Origin of the sequence: Streptomyces sp. NPDC088261, assembly GCF_044740805.1 — a bacterium.
In the GTDB taxonomy this organism is placed as follows: Bacteria; Actinomycetota; Actinomycetes; order Streptomycetales; family Streptomycetaceae; genus Streptomyces.
In genome coordinates, this window is record NZ_JBIURL010000011.1 from 1 (window position 1) to 17474 (window position 17474).

Here is a 17474-nt window from a genome sequence, read left to right on the forward strand (position 1 = left end):
CGACGCAGGAGCGCCCTTGACGCCCGGACCGGACCCGCGACAATCAACACCAAGGGGCGGCCCCACGCCGACCAATACAAGACCGGGTGCCCCCGGCTACCCCTCGGCCCGAACCCGCACCCAACCAACCCTCCGCACCACTACCCCCCCTCACCCCAGCGCCGCACGCGCCGCAGCCAAATCCCGCGCGAACGCCCTCCCGTACCGTTGCGCGGCCGGGACCCGGTAGTGCGGGCCGCCGTTGTAGCGTGCGGCGAGTTCCTGGAGCTGGTCGGGGGTCAACCGCTCAGCCGGTACGGCGGCGAAGTCGCACTCCGTCCTCAGCATGGCCAGGTAGGCCGCCGCGATGAAGACGTTCTGCCGCGGCTCCCTCACCGCCCGCACGACCACCCGCCGCTGCCGGCCGCCCAGCGCGCCGGGGTCGTACCCCAGCACCTCCGCCGCTCGGCGCACCTGGACGGCGAGCGGTCCCATCGAGGTCTTGTCGGCGTCGCGGACACGCCGGGCGAGGGGGCCGGGCGCGACGTACCGGAGGACGCGGCGGACGGCGTACGCGATGTCGTCCACGGCGCGTGGTAGTCCCTGGACCTCCTGCCAGGCGATCCCGGCCAGCAACGCGGGCGGCAGCCCGGCGTGCTCGGCCGCGGCGCGCAGGAGGGGGGAGTTGGCGGCGATGTAGGCGCGGCGGGGGCGGTCGGTGCGGGCAGGCAGCCAGTAGCCGTTCCCCCGGCCCGGAGGCAGCGCGTCGAGCCGGCGCCGGATGAGGTGGAGCGCCTCGGAGACGGGGCGACCGCCGGCGCCCGGAGACGCCCCCGCCGCCCCCGTACCCCCGGCTCCCACCCCCGCCGCACCCGTACCCGGACCCCTACCAGCACCCGTCCCCACGGCCGAACGCCCGTCGCCATCGGTCGACACCCGCGACCACCTCCCCACCGGAACCACCCATGGCCCCACGCCTCGTCCGTCCGCGCCCACCCTCCCATGATCACGACCAGTCGCGGCCGACGACCGCCGATGACGGCCGACGACGCCCGCCGACCACCGACCCCCGACCACCGACGCCCGACGACAACGCCCGCCCGCCGACCACCGACGCCCGCCGACCGCCGACCCCCGACCACCGACGCCCCAGGCCCTACACCCCCGCCCCACCCACCCCGTAAGCCCGCAAAAACGTATCCACCGCCGCCCTCGCCACCCCCCGCGCCTCCTCGGCCGGGATGTCGTGCGTGCCCAGCCCGGAGCGGGCCTCCATCGGGCCGGTGAGGAGTGCCAGGAACTGTTCCGCCGCCAGCGCCGGATCACACGGGCGCAGCCGCCCCGCCAGGGACAGCCGGGCCAGCCGGTCCGCCAGCGCCTCCGCCAGCCGGACCGACGTCCGCCCCTGGACCACCTCGATGAGGTCCGGAAAGCGCGCGACCTGCGCGTACGTCAGCCACCGCAGCGCCCGCGACCGCTCCCCGCAGCACACCTGGACCAGCCCGTACGCGACATCCCCCAGCACCGCGTCCAGATCGCCGCCCGGGTCGCGCAGCCGCTCCGCCACGGCAAGGTTCTCCGCCATCACGATGTCCGCGGCCGCCGCCATCGCGTGCCGGAACAGGTTCTCCTTGTCGCTGAGGTGGTTGTAGACCGTCGGCTTGGCGACGCCGGCCACCTCGGCGATCTCCTGGACGCAGGCCTCCGCGTACCCCCTGCGGGCGAAGACGGTGAAGGCCGCGTCGAGGATCGCCTGCCGCTTGTCGATACGCCCGCGCGGGGCGGCCCGCCCCGCCGGGGACGCTGTTCCGGTCACCCGCGCACCCTACCGGCGCCTCTTGCGTGTGAACTCATCAGATCACTAAATTGAACCAGCGAGTTCAATTCGCGCAGTCCGCATCCCACCCGAGGAGGCACCTTCCGTGATCGTCAACATCCTGCGGTTCAGCTTCAAGGACGGCACGACCGACGAGGCGAAGGCCGAGGTCCTGGCCGCCATGCGCCGTACGTCCACGGTCGAGTCGGTCGCGTTCTCGGCCGTCGGCCAGGATCTTGGCCTGCCGGACGAGGGCTTCACGCACACCTACTGCGCGGGGGTCGAGGACCTGGCGGCGCTGGAGCGCTACATGTACGACCCGGTCCACCTCGCCGGCGACTCGGTGATCATCCCTCACCTCGCGAAGCTCTCGGCGGTCCGGCTGTCGGACGACCCGGACCCCGAGATGGGCGAGAAGGTCGCGGCGATGCACCTCAAGAAGGTCGCCACGTACCCCGAGTGGGGCCGGCTCCTCGACACGATCCCGGCGGGCTGACCGGCCGTACCGTACTCCGGACACAGCACAGGGGCCCCGTACCCATCCCTTCGGATCGGCGCGGGGCCCCTGCTCACTGCTCTGTCTGCCCTGTGAAGGACAACCAGGTCAGATCCAACAACCAGTCGTGAAGACTAGACGTTGATCTTGGTGACCTGGCCGGCGCCCACGGTCCGGCCACCCTCGCGGATGGCGAACTTCAGGCCCTCTTCCATCGCGACGGGCTGGATCAGGTTGACGGTCATGAGGGTGTTGTCACCCGGCATGATCATCTCGGTGCCCTCGGGAAGGGTCACCACACCGGTCACGTCCGTCGTACGGAAGTAGAACTGCGGGCGGTAGTTGTTGAAGAAGGGGGTGTGACGGCCACCCTCGTCCTTCGACAGGATGTAGGCCTGGGCCTCGAACTCGGTGTGCGGCGTGACCGAACCGGGCTTGATGATGACCTGGCCGCGCTCGACGTCCTCGCGCTTGATGCCACGGAGGAGCAGACCGACGTTCTCGCCCGCCTGGCCCTCGTCGAGCAGCTTGCGGAACATCTCGATGCCGGTGACCGTGGTGGTGGTCTTCTCGGTCTTGATACCGACGATGTCGACGGTCTCGTTGACCTTGAGGACACCACGCTCGATACGGCCGGTGACGACCGTGCCACGACCGGTGATCGTGAAGACGTCCTCGATCGGCATGAGGAACGGCTTCTCGACGTCACGCTCGGGCTGCGGGATCGACTCGTCGACGGCGGCCATCAGGTTCAGGACCGACTGGCCCCACTCCTTGTCGCCCTCAAGAGCCTTCAGCGCCGAGACGCGCACGACCGGGAGGTCGTCGCCCGGGAAGTCGTACTCGGAGAGGAGCTCACGGACCTCGAGCTCGACGAGCTCCATGATCTCTTCGTCGTCCACCATGTCGGCCTTGTTCAGCGCGACGACGATGTACGGCACGCCGACCTGGCGGGCCAGGAGCACGTGCTCCTTGGTCTGCGGCATCGGGCCGTCGGTGGCCGCGACCACGAGGATGGCGCCGTCCATCTGCGCCGCACCCGTGATCATGTTCTTGATGTAGTCCGCGTGACCGGGGCAGTCGACGTGCGCGTAGTGACGCGACTCCGTCTGGTACTCGACGTGCGCGATCGAAATCGTGATACCGCGCTGGCGCTCCTCGGGAGCCTTGTCGATCTGGTCGAAGGCCGAGGCCTCGTTCAGGTCCGGAAACGCGTCGTGCAGCACCTTGGTAATGGCGGCCGTGAGGGTCGTCTTACCGTGGTCGATGTGACCGATGGTGCCGATGTTGACGTGCGGCTTGGTCCGCTCGAACTTCGCCTTCGCCACTGGGGTCCTCCTGGAGTGGTTCTGTACGCCTTACTCATCGGCGCCAGGTGATCTTTGCTGGAATGCCGGGGCCCGGAGCACCCGGACCGTGTGGTGACGGCCGGAGTGCTCCAGGGCTTGCCGGAGACAAGGCTAAAGCGTGAACTCGGGAGAGTTACTCGCCCTTGGCCTTCGCGATGATCTCCTCGGCGACGTTCCTGGGAACCTCGGCGTAGGAGTCGAACTGCATCGAGTAGCTTGCGCGACCCGAGGTCTTGCTGCGGAGGTCTCCGACGTAGCCGAACATCTCCGAGAGGGGCACGAGGCCCTTCACGACGCGGGCGCCGCTGCGCTCCTCCATGGCCTGGATCTGGCCACGGCGGGAGTTCAGGTCGCCGATCACATCGCCCATGTAGTCCTCGGGCGTGGTGACCTCGACGGCCATCATCGGCTCCAGGAGTACGGGGGACGCCTTGCGAGCACCCTCCTTGAACGCCTGCGAACCGGCGATCTTGAAGGCGAGCTCCGAGGAGTCGACCTCGTGGTAACCACCGTCGAGAAGGGTGACGCGGACGCCCACCATCTCGTAGCCGGCCAGGATGCCGAACTGCATGGCTTCCTGGGCACCCGCGTCCACCGAGGGGATGTACTCACGGGGGATGCGGCCACCGGTGACCTTGTTGACGAACTCGTACGGCACGTCGGAGTCGACGAGGGGCTCGATCGAGATCTGCACCTTGGCGAACTGACCCGTACCACCGGTCTGCTTCTTGTGGGTGTAGTCCACACGATCGACGGTCTTACGGATCGTCTCACGGTAAGCGACCTGCGGCTTACCGACGTTCGCCTCCACGCGGAACTCGCGCTTCATGCGGTCGACGAGGACCTCGAGGTGAAGCTCGCCCATCCCACCGATGATGGTCTGGCCGGTCTCCTCGTCCGAGTGAACCTGGAAGGAGGGGTCCTCCTCCGCGAGGCGCTGGATGGCGACACCCAGACGCTCCTGGTCACCCTTGGACTTGGGCTCGATCGCGACCTGGATCACCGGCGCCGGGAAGTCCATGGACTCCAGGATCACCGGGTGCTTGTCGTCGCTCAGCGTCTCACCGGTGGTGGTCTGCTTGAGGCCCATGACGGCGACGATGTCGCCGGCGCCCACCGACTCGATCTCCTCACGCTTGTTCGCGTGCATACGGTAGATCTTGCCGATGCGCTCCTTCTTGCCCTTCACGGAGTTCAGCACCGCGGTGCCGGCCTCCAGGCGGCCCGAATAAATCCGGACGAAGGTGAGCTTGCCCAGGTGCGGGTCGCTCGCGATCTTGAACGCGAGACCGGCAAACGGCTCGTCGTCCGACGGGCGGCGCTTGATGACCTTCTCCGGGTCCTTGACGTCGTGGCCTTCGATGGCGTCGACGTCGAGGGGGGAAGGCAGGTAGCGCACGACCGCGTCGAGCAGGGGCTGGACGCCCTTGTTCTTGAACGCCGTACCGCAGAAGACGGGGGTGACGGTGACCGAGTCCGCGGCGCCCTTGGAAGCCAAGGTGATACGACGGATCGCGGCGTAGAGCAGCTCCTGGGAAGGCTCCTGGCCCTCCAGGTACAGCTCCATGACCTCGTCGTCGTGCTCAGCGACGGCTTCGATGAGCTTGCCGCGCCACTCGTCGGCCGCCTCGGTGTGGGTGGCCGGGATGTCGACGGTGTCGTACATCTCGCCCTTGGTGGCCTCTTCGGACCACACGAGGGCCTTCATCGTCACGAGGTCGACGACGCCCTTGAAGTCACCCTCGGCACCGATCGGCAGCTGCATGACCAGGGGCACCGCACCGAGGCGGTCGACGATCATGTCGACGCAGCGGTGGAACTCGGCGCCGGTCCGGTCGAGCTTGTTGATGAAGCAGATACGCGGAACGCCGTAACGGTCGGCCTGACGCCATACCGTCTCGGACTGCGGCTCCACACCGGCGACACCGTCGAAGACGGTGACGGCGCCGTCGAGGACGCGGAGCGAACGCTCCACCTCGACGGTGAAGTCCACGTGTCCCGGGGTGTCGATGATGTTGATGGTGTGGTCGACGTCCTCGAGCGGCCAGTGACAGGTGGTCGCGGCGGACGTGATCGTGATGCCGCGTTCCTGCTCCTGCTCCATCCAGTCCATCGTGGCAGCGCCGTCGTGGACTTCACCGATCTTGTAGCTCACACCGGTGTAAAAAAGGATGCGCTCGGTGGTGGTCGTCTTCCCCGCGTCGATGTGGGCCATGATCCCGATGTTGCGGACCTTGGCCAGGTCAAGCGAAGTGGTGGCCATTGTGGCTCAGTCTTCTCTCGGTCTCGAGGTGGGTGCGACTACCAGCGGTAGTGCGCGAAGGCCTTGTTGGATTCAGCCATCTTGTGCGTGTCCTCACGCTTCTTGACGGCTGCGCCGAGGCCGTTCGAGGCGTCGAGCAGTTCGTTCATGAGGCGTTCGGTCATGGTCTTCTCGCGACGGGCGCGGGAGTAACCCACGACCCAGCGAAGTGCGAGGGTGGCGGCGCGACCGGGCTTGACCTCGATCGGCACCTGGTAGGTGGCGCCACCGACACGGCGGGACTTGACCTCGAGCGTGGGCTTGACGTTCTCAAGCGCGCGCTTCAGCGTGATGACCGGGTCGTTACCGGTCTTGTCACGGAGGCCTTCCATCGCGCCGTACACGATCCGCTCGGCGGTGGAACGCTTGCCGTTGAGCAGGATCTTGTTGATCAGCGAGGTGACAAGAGGAGAACCGTAGACCGGGTCGATGATGACCGGGCGCTTCGGGGCAGGGCCCTTACGAGGCATTGTTTACTTCTCCTTCTTGGCGCCGTAGCGGCTGCGGGCCTGCTTGCGGTTCTTGACACCCTGGGTGTCGAGGGAACCGCGAATGATCTTGTAACGAACACCCGGCAGGTCCTTCACACGGCCACCACGCACGAGCACGATCGAGTGCTCCTGCAGGTTGTGTCCCTCACCCGGAATGTAGGCCGTGACCTCGATACCCGAGGTCAGGCGCACACGTGCGACCTTCCGCAGGGCCGAGTTCGGCTTCTTCGGGGTGGTCGTGAACACACGCGTGCACACGCCGCGACGCTGGGGGGAGCCGTCAAGCGCGGGTGTGTTGTTCTTCTCGACCTTGTCTTGCCGGCCCTTCCGGACCAGCTGCTGGATCGTAGGCACTACTTCTCCGGTTTCTGTGTGCCGTTCGTCAAACTAACCTGGAACGTCACCGACCCACGCGGTCGGGTGTGTCGAATGCTGCGAACTCCCGCCGAGGCGAAAAAGCACAGATTGCGGTGGCCAGTACGCGAGCTCGTCATGCGGTTGATGACACGCACAGGAGCCCAGGCACACCCCAGGCACAAGGTAGGAGCGTACCTACCGCATTGACTCCGGTCAAAACAAATGCGCGGAGCCCCCGGCGGGCAGGAGTTTCTCCGTACGGAACCCTCCCCCGTCACGCCCTCTTCTTGTTCCCGCCCGCAGAACATCGCTCTTCAGTAGCTTGTCCCTGCGGGCCACGGACGAAGATCGGGAGACGGTCATGGTACGAGTGCCGACGCCGGGCGACGACGGGCTCGACGACCGGGTGCCTTTTCTGGCCCGGCTCGAGAGCAGAGAACGTGACGTACTTCTCACTCTCGGTCGCGAGATGCGGTTCGCCGCGCGGGCGGAACTGTTACGGGAGTACGAGCCGTCCACGCACGTGCTGCTCGTCCTGGCGGGGTGGACCAAGGTGACCGCCACGACGCCCAACGGTTACGTGGGCCTGCTCGCGCTGCGAGGGCCCGGAGACATCATCGGTGAATCAGCCGCACTCACCGGGCGTCCGCGATCAGCCACTGTCACCGCCTTGGAACCCGTACTCGCCTCCGTCGTCAACTACGACAGCTTCCGGTCGTACCTGTCCGAATTCCCCGAGGCGATGATCCAACTCTTCGGCCTGGCCAGCGACCGCACCCGGGCAGCCGACCGGCGACGCCTGGAGTCCGCGTCGCTCACCGTGCGGGAACGTCTCGCGGCGCTGCTGCTGGAACTCGCCAGGACCCACGGGCGGGCTGTTCCTGAGGGCATCGAACTGGCCGTGCCGCTCAGCAAGATCGAACTCGCGGGCACCATCGGTGCCTCACGGGAAATGGTCCAGCGGCTCCTCAAGGAACTGCGGGAGCGGAAGACAGTCGTGACGGGACGCCGCACGCTGATCATCCTGCGCCCCGACGTATTGCGCCGCGTCGGTGGGGGCTCCGGCTCCTGACGCGGGCCGGGCTCCGTCTGTGCACACGGTCACACTTCGTCAGCGTCATCCGCCCTCACCGGTGAGGGCCCGCCCCGGCCAGTCTGCCTCTGTACGGCACGTCATACGGCAGACCGACCGAGAGGCACCCGTCAGTGAACACGCCCCTGAGCCGCACCATCCTGCTGCTCGACATCGAGCGCTACAGCGACCGCGACGACGTCGAGCAGGGAATCCTGCGGCGGATGCTCTACGACATCGCGGACCGCACCCTGGACGCCGCGCGCGTCGACGAGACCCAGCGGTCACGTGCGGACCGCGGCGATTCCGTGATGGAACTCATCGCTCCCGATGTCCCCGTGAGCACGCTGCTGCGCGCGGTGCTCACCGAGCTGCCGGACCAACTGCGCAACACCAACCGGCTGGCTTCCAGCAGCGCCCAGATCCGGTTGCGCGTCGTCCTCGCGAGCGGGTACGTCGCGGTCGACTCCCTCGGCGGCTGGGTCGGCTCCGACCTGAACCACGCGTGCCGACTGCTCGACGCCGACGAACTCCGGGCCGCGCTGGGCGCCCGTACCGGCGACTTCGCCCTCTGCGTCTCGGACTCCATCTACCAGGGCGTCGTCAGGCATGGTCACCTCGGCCTTCGTCCTGAGGAGTTCCACCCCATCACTCCGGACAGCAAGAACGGGCCACTGTCCGCCTGGCTGCACGGTCCGGTGCCGCCGGGGCAGCGCGGGACGAAGGACAAGCGCAAGGGGAGCGAACGGCAGGGCATCGGACCGGCCCCGGACCGCTCCGATCGCCCCGCTTCCCCGCCGGCCGTCCACATCGCGGGGGATCAGTACGGAATGGCCGGCGGCACGGTCCAGGGTGACGCCAGCTTCACCATCGGCCCGCGGCCCGGAGCTGATCGAGGATGAGCGAGGAAACGGCCGAGAAGACACCCGAGGACCAGGCGACCGAGGACGACAAATCGGCCAAGGACGCCAAGAAGGAAGGCGACGAGAGCGCCGAGGAACCTCGCCCGCCGGCGTGGCTCGCCCGGCAGGACCTCATCGAGCACAGTCCGGGCGGACTGGCAGGCGGACTGGTCAAGGGCGACCAGTACGGCATGGCGGGCGGTGAGGTACGCGGCGACTTCAACCTCTACCAGTTCGGGGCGTACGCGGCGACGGATCCGCCCTCGCTCTCCGGCGAGATCCCGGCGGACGACCTGGCCGACCTGTCTCTCGTCTTCACCGAGAGCCCGCGCTTCGGAAAGGCGCTGTCCCGATTACGCGAGGAGCGAGTCCTCGTTCTCACCGGCAGCCACGGCACCGGCCGGAAGGCGGCCGGTCTGATGCTTCTCCACCGGCTCGGGCTCCACCGGATCCGGTCCCTCCCCTCCGACATCCCGCCCACCGACGTCCGCGGTCAGCTCGACGGCACCGCCGGATATCTGCTGGCCGACGTGATCGTCGACCGGGACAGGCCCATTCGGCAGGTAGACCTGCACGCCCTACGCGAGCGACTCGCCGGCGGCGACAGCCACCTGGTGATCACTCTCGCCGAGTCCTCGGCTCCCCGTGGCCTGAAGTCGTTCGCTTGGGAGCCCCCTCCTCCGGAGCTGGTGCTGGAGTCCCACGTCAGCCGCGCCCAAGGAGAAGAGGGCTGGAACCACGTGCGGAACCTGGCGGCCGTGCGCACCTTCCTCGACGGAAGCCCTACGCCCAAGGAGACGGCCTCCTTCGCCCTGCGCCTCATTCCGGTCGCCGCGGGTACCGCCACCGAGGAAAGCCTCGCCGCCTTCGGTGAGCAGACGGTACAGACACAGATCGAATCCTGGCTCACCGGCGACGACCATCTGACCCTGCACGACAGGGCGTTCCTGATCTCCCTGGCCGTGTTCAACGAAGCGCCGTACGCTCTCGCCGGCGAGCTTGCAGATGATCTGTTCCGCCTGCTCGAAACAAGCAAAAATCCACGCAAGTGGGAGGATATTCCCCTCTTCGGAGCACCCCGGAGCGTACGGCTGAACGCGGCCAGAGCACGCGGCTACGAAGAGTCCGAGAACACTGTCTGGGGTCGGGTACCCCAGTACAAGGCCGCCTTCAGGGAACCCAGCCTTGCGCTTCAACTGCTCGACACCGTCTGGATGCGGTATCCGTCGACGCGCCCGGCCCTGGTCTCCTGGCTGAGCGAACTCGCCGTCGACGGACGTACCTTGGTACGGACCCGGGCATCGGCGGCCGCTGCCCTCCTCACCCGCTCCGACCTCTCGTCGGGCTTGGCCCATCTCGTCGAGCCGTGGGCGGACGACGGCAGTCACAGAGCCCGTCTCGCTGCGGCAAACACCCTGACCCTGGCCCATCTCATGGGAACGGCTGCCGTCCCACAGATCCTGCACGCCTGGTGCACCGGAGATGACGCGAGCCGCAGGTGGACAGCCATCCGCGCGTACGGCTTACTCGGCGCGGTCCTGCCCGACGAAGCGCTCAACGCACTGCTCACAGCCGCCCGCACCCATCGTCAAAAGGTAGACCTCGAAGAGGACGAGAAGGAGGAGGAGGCGCGGGAACTGGTCGAAGCAGTCCAGTTGTTGCTGCTCTCCGCTCGAGGCCCCGTCCTCGCGGCCCTGGCACAACTGGTCGAGGACGAACGGGCGGACCGTACGGTACGCGCGCTCGCACGTGCCGCTTTCCTGATCGCCTGTGAGCAGCCCAGCAGCGAACTGGACGACCGGTTTCTGGTTCTGGAGTGGTACGGGCACGCCGTGAGCCAGGCGCCTGTCGAGGCACGGCAACTGTCCGCACTGTGGCGGGCGGCACTCAACGACCCCTTGAGGACGGCCCGAGCCGTTCAGATTCTCCGTGACTGGGTCCATGGTGCGGAGAGCGTGCCCGAGGCGGAGGAAGCCCTGTCCCGACTCTTTCGAGACCTCGCCCAGGAACCCGCGGAGCGCCGTCGCGTGGGACACCTCCTGCGCACCCTGTCGGTGCCGGATGGCGCGTCCCGCCTGCCCGTCGCCGACCGCCTGCTTGCGGTGGTGCCCGAGTGAACCCCCAGGAGAAACTGATGACAGAGGCAGCACCGTCACCGGACCAATCCCGTTCGCCGGACCGTCCTGACGGGCTGAAGGATCCCGTGCTGACCGTACGGCAGCTCACCCGTTTCCAGTACCGGCTCCGCCGGCCGGCCGCCCGGATCGACCACGCCCTGGTGTTCGTCACCGCAAAGGGCGCGTACGAAGTCTTCGGACCACCGATGCGGCCCACGCGCGGCGACATCATCCGGAAGCGGTACATCGCCCAGTACGAGGTGGACATGGGCCTGCACCCGGTCTGCCTGGAGCTCTCGCTTCCCAGCGCCGTCGACGCCTTCCACTTCGAAACGACCGCGGACCTGACCTGGCAGGTCGACGACCCCGAGCGGGCGATCGCCAGCGGCGTCCGGGACGTGCCGGCGCTGCTCGCGCCCCGCCTGGCGAGGATTCTCCGGGAGGCCGGCCGCGGGCACCGAATCGATGCCGTCCCGGATGCCGAAAAAGCCGTCCAGCGCGCCTTCGACTCCGCTCCCCCGCTCGCCGAGGCCGAAGGACTGCGCGTGGGGTGCACCGTACGACTGCATACAGATGCGGGTGAACGGAACCAGAGCGAACGCCTCCGCCAGGCCCGGCACGAGGCGGTCGCCTCGCCTCCCGAGCACGCGGTCCTGATGGCTAAATCGCGCCGGACCCTGGAAGAGCAGGAATACGCCCAGAAGATCCTCACCGAGAAGATCGAGTTCTACCGGGACCAGCTGTCGAGCGGCGGGATCGCCCCCCTGGTGCTCCATCTCGCCGCCCATCCCGAGGACACCCGCGTGGTCCTGGACAACATCCGCGACGACCACAAGGCCCTGCTGGCCACCCAGCTCGACCTGGTGGACAAGATCCTCGACAAGGCCGGGCTGGAGGGCTACCAGCTGGAGAAGCCGAAGGACTACGTGGTCGAGACCCTGAACAGGGTCTTGAGCCAGTCGTCCCCCGCTCCTCCCTCGGAAACCCGGCCCTCGGAAGCCCCGGTGAAGTCCCTCCTCCCTCCGCCGGGCACGGACGCCGGAACCGAGGCACGGCCATGACGTCCCCGGCTCCTCCGCCCGGCGGAGCCGGCGCGGCCGACGAACGTGCCGCGCAACTGCTGCTCGACAATCTGCGCACGGAGATCGGCCGGGCGGACAGCAAAGCCGCCGTCCTGATGACAGCCGTCGGGCTGACCGCGAGCAGCTACAGCGGGCTCCTCGCAGGACGCGGCTGGTCTCTCTGGCAGCTCACCACAACCGCACAGGTCCTGTGCTGGCTGGGAGCCGCCTCCCTCACCAGCTCCCTCTACGCGCTGCTCCTCGCCGTACTCCCCCGGTACGGCACCCCCGGCTGGCAGCCGGGCATGCCGCTCACCCACTTCGCGGACATCCAGCGTGCCTGTGATCTCGGCACCCTGGCCGAGGCCCTGCCGCGCCCCGGACACGATCCGGCACCGGCGCTGCTCGGCGCACTCGCCTCGACCAGCCGTATCGCCTACCGCAAACACGTATGGATCCGAAGAGGACTGCTCTCGTTCGCGGCAGCGACCTTGCTGCTTCCCCTCGCCCTGCTCATCGGATGAGCCGTCGGCCCCGCACGGAAAGGAAACACTCATGTGGCAGTCGTCAGACCCGGCTCACGCCGACGGCCTCAGGCGCTCGGAAGGCCGCGTGCACATCAGAGCCCAGCGGAGGTGGCCCGACGCCACCACTCTGCGTCACCTCGCTCTGCACATACCGAACGCGCTGCTCAGTCTGCTGGTGGTCGTCCCGGCGTCCTTCGTTCTGGCTCTGCTGACAGTCGTGCCGGTGTACGGATGGGCAGTGGTGTGGCTGCTGAGCGGTGTCCTCGCTCTCTGGCGCCCGGTCGGCAGTCCGCTCCTCCGTCTGCTGTACGGGCTGCACCGCCCCACGGCACAAGAGCTCGCCCGCCTGGGACCTCTATGGCGTGAGGTGACCGCGCGGGCAGGCGTGGACGCGTCGGCGCACACCCTCTGGGTCGAGGAGAGCAATGCTGTCGTGGCGAAGGCGGCCGGCGGCCGGCTCGTCCGGGTCACCAGTCACGCCGTGGAGCACCTGCCCGATGGAGAGCTCGCCGCGGTGCTCGCCCGCGAGCTGGGTCACCGCGCGGGCGCACATGCCTGGGCGCGACTGATCACCCACTGGTACTCGCTGCCCGGCCTGCACGCCTGGCGCCTCCTCCGCGGGTCCGTCCTGCGGGCCCACCGGCGGTCCCCACGGACAGCGGCGCTGGTGGTCCTGGCTCTGGTCCTCGTCGCGACGGTCGCCGTGATCCTCTCGTACGGCCTGCTCCTGCCGGTCCTCACCGCCCCCTTCCTGATGGCGGCGGCGGCCCGCGGCGCCGAACTCCGGGCCGACCGGTACGCCGGCGATCTCGGGCTGGCGCCCGAGCTGACAGCGCTCCTGCACCGCACGATCGACAGCGGCGAAAAGCGCCCGAGGCTCCCGGCGGTACTCGCCCGGCTCCTGGCCTCACAGCCCGACCACCGTGTACGCCTGCACGCCCTTGAGCAATACGGCGCCAAGCGCCCGTAGCACGCCGAAGGGCGGCCCCCCCGTCGTAACGGGGTGGCCGCCCTTCGTCTCACCGCTTACTGGTTGTACGGACCGTAGTCGTAGTCCTCCAGCGGGACGGCCTGGCCGGAGCCGGTGCCGAACGGGGAGTAGTCGATGTCGTCGTAGCCGACGGCCGAGTACATCGCGGCCTTGGCCTCTTCGGTCGGCTCGACCCGGATGTTGCGGTAGCGGGACAGGCCCGTACCGGCCGGGATGAGCTTACCGATGATGACGTTCTCCTTGAGGCCGATCAGGGAGTCCGACTTGGCGTTGATCGCCGCGTCGGTCAGGACCCTGGTCGTCTCCTGGAAGGACGCCGCCGACAGCCACGACTCCGTGGCCAGCGAGGCCTTGGTGATACCCATCAGCTGCGGACGGCCGGAGGCCGGGTGGCCGCCTTCCGTGACCACACGACGGTTCTCGGTCTCGAACTTCGAGCGCTCGACGAGCTCGCCCGGCAGCAGTTCCGCGTCGCCGGACTCGATGATCGTCACGCGGCGGAGCATCTGCCGGATGATGATCTCGATGTGCTTGTCGTGGATCGACACACCCTGCGAGTTGTACACCCGCTGGACCTCGCCGACCAGGTGGACCTGGACCGCGCGCTGTCCGAGGATGCGCAGCACGTCGTGCGGGTTGGTGGCACCCACGGTGAGCTTCTGGCCCACCTCGACGCGGTCGCCCTCGCCCACGAGCAGACGGGCACGCTTGGAGATCGGGAAGGGCGTCTCCTCGCTGCCGTCGTCCGGGGTGACGACGAGCTTCTTCGTCTTCTCGGTCTCCTCGATGCGGACGGTGCCCGCGGCCTCGGAGATCGGGGCGACACCCTTCGGCGTACGGGCTTCGAAGAGCTCGACGACTCGGGGCAGACCCTGGGTGATGTCGTCACCGGCCACACCACCGGTGTGGAAGGTACGCATCGTCAGCTGGGTACCGGGCTCACCGATGGACTGGGCGGCGATGATGCCGACCGCCTCACCGATGTCGACCAGCTTGCCGGTGGCCAGCGAACGCCCGTAGCAGAAGGCACACGTGCCGACCGCCGACTCGCAGGTCAGGACCGAGCGGGTCTTGACCTCCTCGACGCCGTTGGCGACCAGGGCGTCGATCAGGACATCGCCCAGGTCGACGTTGGCCGGCGCGATGACCTTGCCGTCCACGACGACGTCCTCGGCGAGCATCCGCGCGTACACGGACGTCTCGACGTCCTCCGTCTTGTGGAGCCGGCCGTCCTCGCCCTTCTTGGCGATCTTCAGCTTGAGGCCGCGGTCGGTGCCGCAGTCCTCCTCGCGGATGATCACGTCCTGCGAGACGTCCACCAGACGACGGGTGAGGTAACCCGAGTCGGCGGTACGCAGGGCGGTGTCGGCGAGACCCTTACGGGCACCGTGCGTGGAGATGAAGTACTCCAGCACCGACAGACCTTCACGGAAGGACGCCTTGATGGGACGGGGGATCGTCTCGTTCTTGGCGTTGGACACCAGACCACGCATACCGGCGATCTGACGCATCTGCATCATGTTTCCGCGGGCACCCGAGTTGACCATCATCGAGACGGGGTTGGTCTTCGGGAAGTTCGCGTTCATCGCCTCGGCGACCTCGTTGGTCGCCTTGGTCCAGATCGCGATGAGCTCCTGCGTGCGCTCTTCCTTGGTGATCAGACCGCGCTCGTACTGCTTCTGGACCTTCTCGTCCTGCGCCTCGTACCCCTGGACGATCGCCTTCTTCGCGTCGGGGACGACGATGTCGGAGATCGCCACGGTCACGCCGGAGCGGGTCGCCCAGAAGAAGCCGGCCGCCTTCAGGTTGTCGAGCGTCGCCGCCACGATGACCTTGGGGTAGCGCTCGGCCAGGTCGTTGACGATCTCGGAGAGCTGCTTCTTGCCCACCGAGTAGTCGACGAACGGGTAGTCCTCGGGCAGCAGCTCGTTGAAGAGCGCGCGGCCCAGGGTCGTACGCAGCCGGAACGGGTCGCCCTGCTGCCACTCGGCGTCCGCCTGGCCGTCCTCGCCCACCGGCGGGGTCCAGCCGCGCGGCGGGATGGTGCCCACCGGGAAGCGGATGTCGACCTTCGCCTGGAGCGACAGCTCACGGTTGTCGAACGCCATGGTCGCCTCGGCGGTCGAACCGAAGGACCGGTCCGCGCCGATGACCTTGCGCTCCTCCTCGTCCGTGGTGAGGAAGAAGAGGCCGAGCACCATGTCCTGGGTGGGCATGGTGACGGGACGGCCGTCGGCCGGCTTGAGGATGTTGTTCGAGGACAGCATCAGGATGCGGGCCTCGGCCTGCGCCTCCGCGGAGAGCGGCAGGTGTACGGCCATCTGGTCACCGTCGAAGTCCGCGTTGAACGCGGTGCAGACGAGCGGGTGGATCTGGATGGCCTTGCCCTCGACCAGCTGCGGCTCGAAGGCCTGGATGCCGAGGCGGTGCAGGGTCGGCGCGCGGTTCAGCAGCACCGGGTGCTCGGCGATGACCTCTTCGAGCACGTCGTACACGACCGTACGGCCGCGCTCGACCATGCGCTTCGCCGACTTGATGTTCTGCGCGTGGTTCAGGTCCACCAGGCGCTTCATCACGAACGGCTTGAAGAGCTCCAGCGCCATGGCCTTCGGCAGCCCGCACTGGTGCAGCTTGAGCTGCGGGCCGACGACGATCACGGAACGGGCCGAGTAGTCGACCCGCTTGCCGAGCAGGTTCTGACGGAAACGACCCTGCTTGCCCTTGAGCATGTCGCTCAGGGACTTCAGCGGGCGGTTGCCGGGACCGGTGACCGGGCGACCGCGGCGGCCGTTGTCGAACAGCGCGTCGACGGCCTCCTGGAGCATCCGCTTCTCGTTGTTCACGATGATCTCGGGGGCACCGAGGTCGAGAAGGCGCTTGAGGCGGTTGTTCCGGTTGATCACACGGCGGTACAGGTCGTTCAGGTCGGAGGTCGCGAAGCGGCCACCGTCCAGCTGCACCATCGGACGCAGGTCCGGCGGGATCACCGGCACGCAGTCCAGCACCATGCCCTTGGGGCTGTTGCTGGTCTGGAGGAATGCCGAGACGACCTTGAGGCGCTTGAGCGCGCGGGTCTTCTTCTGGCCCTTGCCGGTACGGATGATCTCGCGGAGGCGCTCGGCCTCCTCCTCCAGGTCGAAGGACTCCAGGCGCTTCTGAAGCGCCGCGGCACCCATCGATCCGTCGAAGTACGTACCGAAGCGGTCGCGCAGCTCGCGGTAGAGCAGCTCGTCGCCCTCCAGGTCCTGGACCTTGAGGTTCTTGAAGCGGTTCCACACCTCGTCGAGACGGTCGATCTCGCGCTGCGCGCGGTCGCGCAGCTGCTTCATCTCCCGCTCGGCGCCTTCGCGCACCTTGCGGCGCACGTCGGCCTTGGCGCCCTCGGCCTCCAGCTCGGCCAGGTCGGTCTCGAGCTTCTTGGCGCGGGCCTCGAGGTCGGAGTCACGCCGGTTCTCAGTCTGCTGGCGCTCTACGGAGACGTGGGCCTCCAGCGACGGCAGATCGCGCGTACGGCGCTCCTCGTCCACGAACGTGATCATGTACGCGGCGAAGTAGATGACCTTCTCGAGGTCCTTCGGCGCGAGGTCCAGCAGGTATCCCAGACGGGACGGGACACCCTTGAAGTACCAGATGTGGGTGACGGGAGCGGCAAGCTCGATGTGGCCCATCCGCTCACGGCGCACCTTGGCGCGCGTGACCTCTACGCCACAACGCTCACAGATGATGCCCTTGAAGCGGACACGCTTGTACTTGCCGCAGTAGCACTCCCAGTCCCGGGTAGGACCGAAGATCTTCTCGCAGAAGAGTCCGTCCTTCTCGGGCTTGAGCGTGCGGTAGTTGATGGTCTCCGGCTTCTTCACTTCGCCGTGGGACCAGGTCCGGATGTCGTCCGCGGTGGCGAGGCCAATCCGCAGCTCGTCGAAGAAGTTGACGTCGAGCACTTGTCGTCAATCCCTCTTTCGGGGTCGAGTCTCAAATCATGGTCTGTACGGGTCCGGGAGGAGCCGGCCGCCC

The 17474-nt window shown here is 67.9% G+C and carries 14 protein-coding genes; 7 read left to right on the forward strand and 7 right to left on the reverse strand.

Going from position 1 to position 17474, the window contains the following annotated elements:
* Positions 1–150 precede the first annotated feature (150 nt).
* Together ACIODU_RS21575 and ACIODU_RS21580 are read right to left on the reverse strand one after the other, a co-directional pair.
* Entirely contained in the window at positions 151–915 is a 765-nt protein-coding gene (locus ACIODU_RS21575; protein ID WP_401769525.1) for a hypothetical protein, read from the reverse strand.
* A 220-nt stretch (positions 916–1135) separates the two neighbouring features.
* Positions 1136–1795, reverse strand: coding sequence for a TetR/AcrR family transcriptional regulator (locus tag ACIODU_RS21580; RefSeq protein WP_401769526.1), 660 nt, complete (start codon positions 1793–1795; stop codon positions 1136–1138).
* Positions 1796–1901: 106 nt separating this feature from the next.
* Between ACIODU_RS21580 and ACIODU_RS21585 the strand changes: the two genes are divergently transcribed.
* A complete protein-coding gene (locus tag ACIODU_RS21585) occupies positions 1902–2291 on the forward strand; it encodes a Dabb family protein (RefSeq protein WP_356432789.1) in 390 nt (129 codons plus the stop codon).
* Positions 2292–2425: 134 nt separating this feature from the next.
* Here ACIODU_RS21585 and tuf read toward each other — a convergent pair whose 3' ends face one another.
* From tuf to rpsL, 4 genes are all read right to left on the reverse strand, one after another.
* Positions 2426–3619: an elongation factor Tu gene (tuf, locus tag ACIODU_RS21590; RefSeq protein WP_161308202.1), complete on the reverse strand. Its 1194-nt coding sequence runs from the start codon at positions 3617–3619 to the stop codon at positions 2426–2428.
* Positions 3620–3773: 154 nt separating this feature from the next.
* Positions 3774–5903: an elongation factor G gene (gene fusA, locus ACIODU_RS21595; RefSeq protein ID WP_161308203.1), complete on the reverse strand. Its 2130-nt coding sequence runs from the start codon at positions 5901–5903 to the stop codon at positions 3774–3776.
* A gap of 38 nt (positions 5904–5941) precedes the next feature.
* Entirely contained in the window at positions 5942–6412 is a 471-nt protein-coding gene (gene rpsG / locus ACIODU_RS21600) for a 30S ribosomal protein S7 (protein ID WP_161308204.1), read from the reverse strand.
* Between the two features lie 3 nt (positions 6413–6415).
* Entirely contained in the window at positions 6416–6787 is a 372-nt protein-coding gene (gene rpsL / locus ACIODU_RS21605; RefSeq protein ID WP_161308205.1) for a 30S ribosomal protein S12, read from the reverse strand.
* A 364-nt stretch (positions 6788–7151) separates the two neighbouring features.
* Between rpsL and ACIODU_RS21610 the strand changes: the two genes are divergently transcribed.
* From ACIODU_RS21610 to ACIODU_RS21635, 6 genes are all read left to right on the forward strand, one after another.
* Entirely contained in the window at positions 7152–7862 is a 711-nt protein-coding gene (locus tag ACIODU_RS21610) for a Crp/Fnr family transcriptional regulator (protein WP_401769527.1), read from the forward strand.
* A gap of 134 nt (positions 7863–7996) precedes the next feature.
* On the forward strand, positions 7997–8764 hold the full coding sequence (locus ACIODU_RS21615) for a hypothetical protein (RefSeq protein ID WP_356432794.1): 768 nt from the start codon (positions 7997–7999) through the stop codon (positions 8762–8764).
* A complete protein-coding gene (locus ACIODU_RS21620) occupies positions 8761–10881 on the forward strand; it encodes a hypothetical protein (protein ID WP_401769528.1) in 2121 nt (706 codons plus the stop codon). The genes ACIODU_RS21615 and ACIODU_RS21620 overlap by 4 nt, the downstream gene beginning before the upstream one ends.
* 17 nt (positions 10882–10898) lie before the next feature.
* Positions 10899–11942, forward strand: coding sequence for a hypothetical protein (locus ACIODU_RS21625; RefSeq protein WP_401769529.1), 1044 nt, complete (start codon positions 10899–10901; stop codon positions 11940–11942).
* A complete protein-coding gene (locus tag ACIODU_RS21630) occupies positions 11939–12466 on the forward strand; it encodes a Pycsar system effector family protein (protein ID WP_401769530.1) in 528 nt (175 codons plus the stop codon). Before ACIODU_RS21625 ends, ACIODU_RS21630 begins: the two co-directional genes overlap by 4 nt.
* 88 nt (positions 12467–12554) lie before the next feature.
* Positions 12555–13439, forward strand: coding sequence for a M48 family metalloprotease (locus ACIODU_RS21635; RefSeq protein WP_401769531.1), 885 nt, complete (start codon positions 12555–12557; stop codon positions 13437–13439).
* A 56-nt stretch (positions 13440–13495) separates the two neighbouring features.
* Here ACIODU_RS21635 and ACIODU_RS21640 read toward each other — a convergent pair whose 3' ends face one another.
* Positions 13496–17401, reverse strand: coding sequence for a DNA-directed RNA polymerase subunit beta' (locus ACIODU_RS21640; protein WP_161308206.1), 3906 nt, complete (start codon positions 17399–17401; stop codon positions 13496–13498).
* Between the last annotated feature and the right edge of the window lie 73 nt (positions 17402–17474).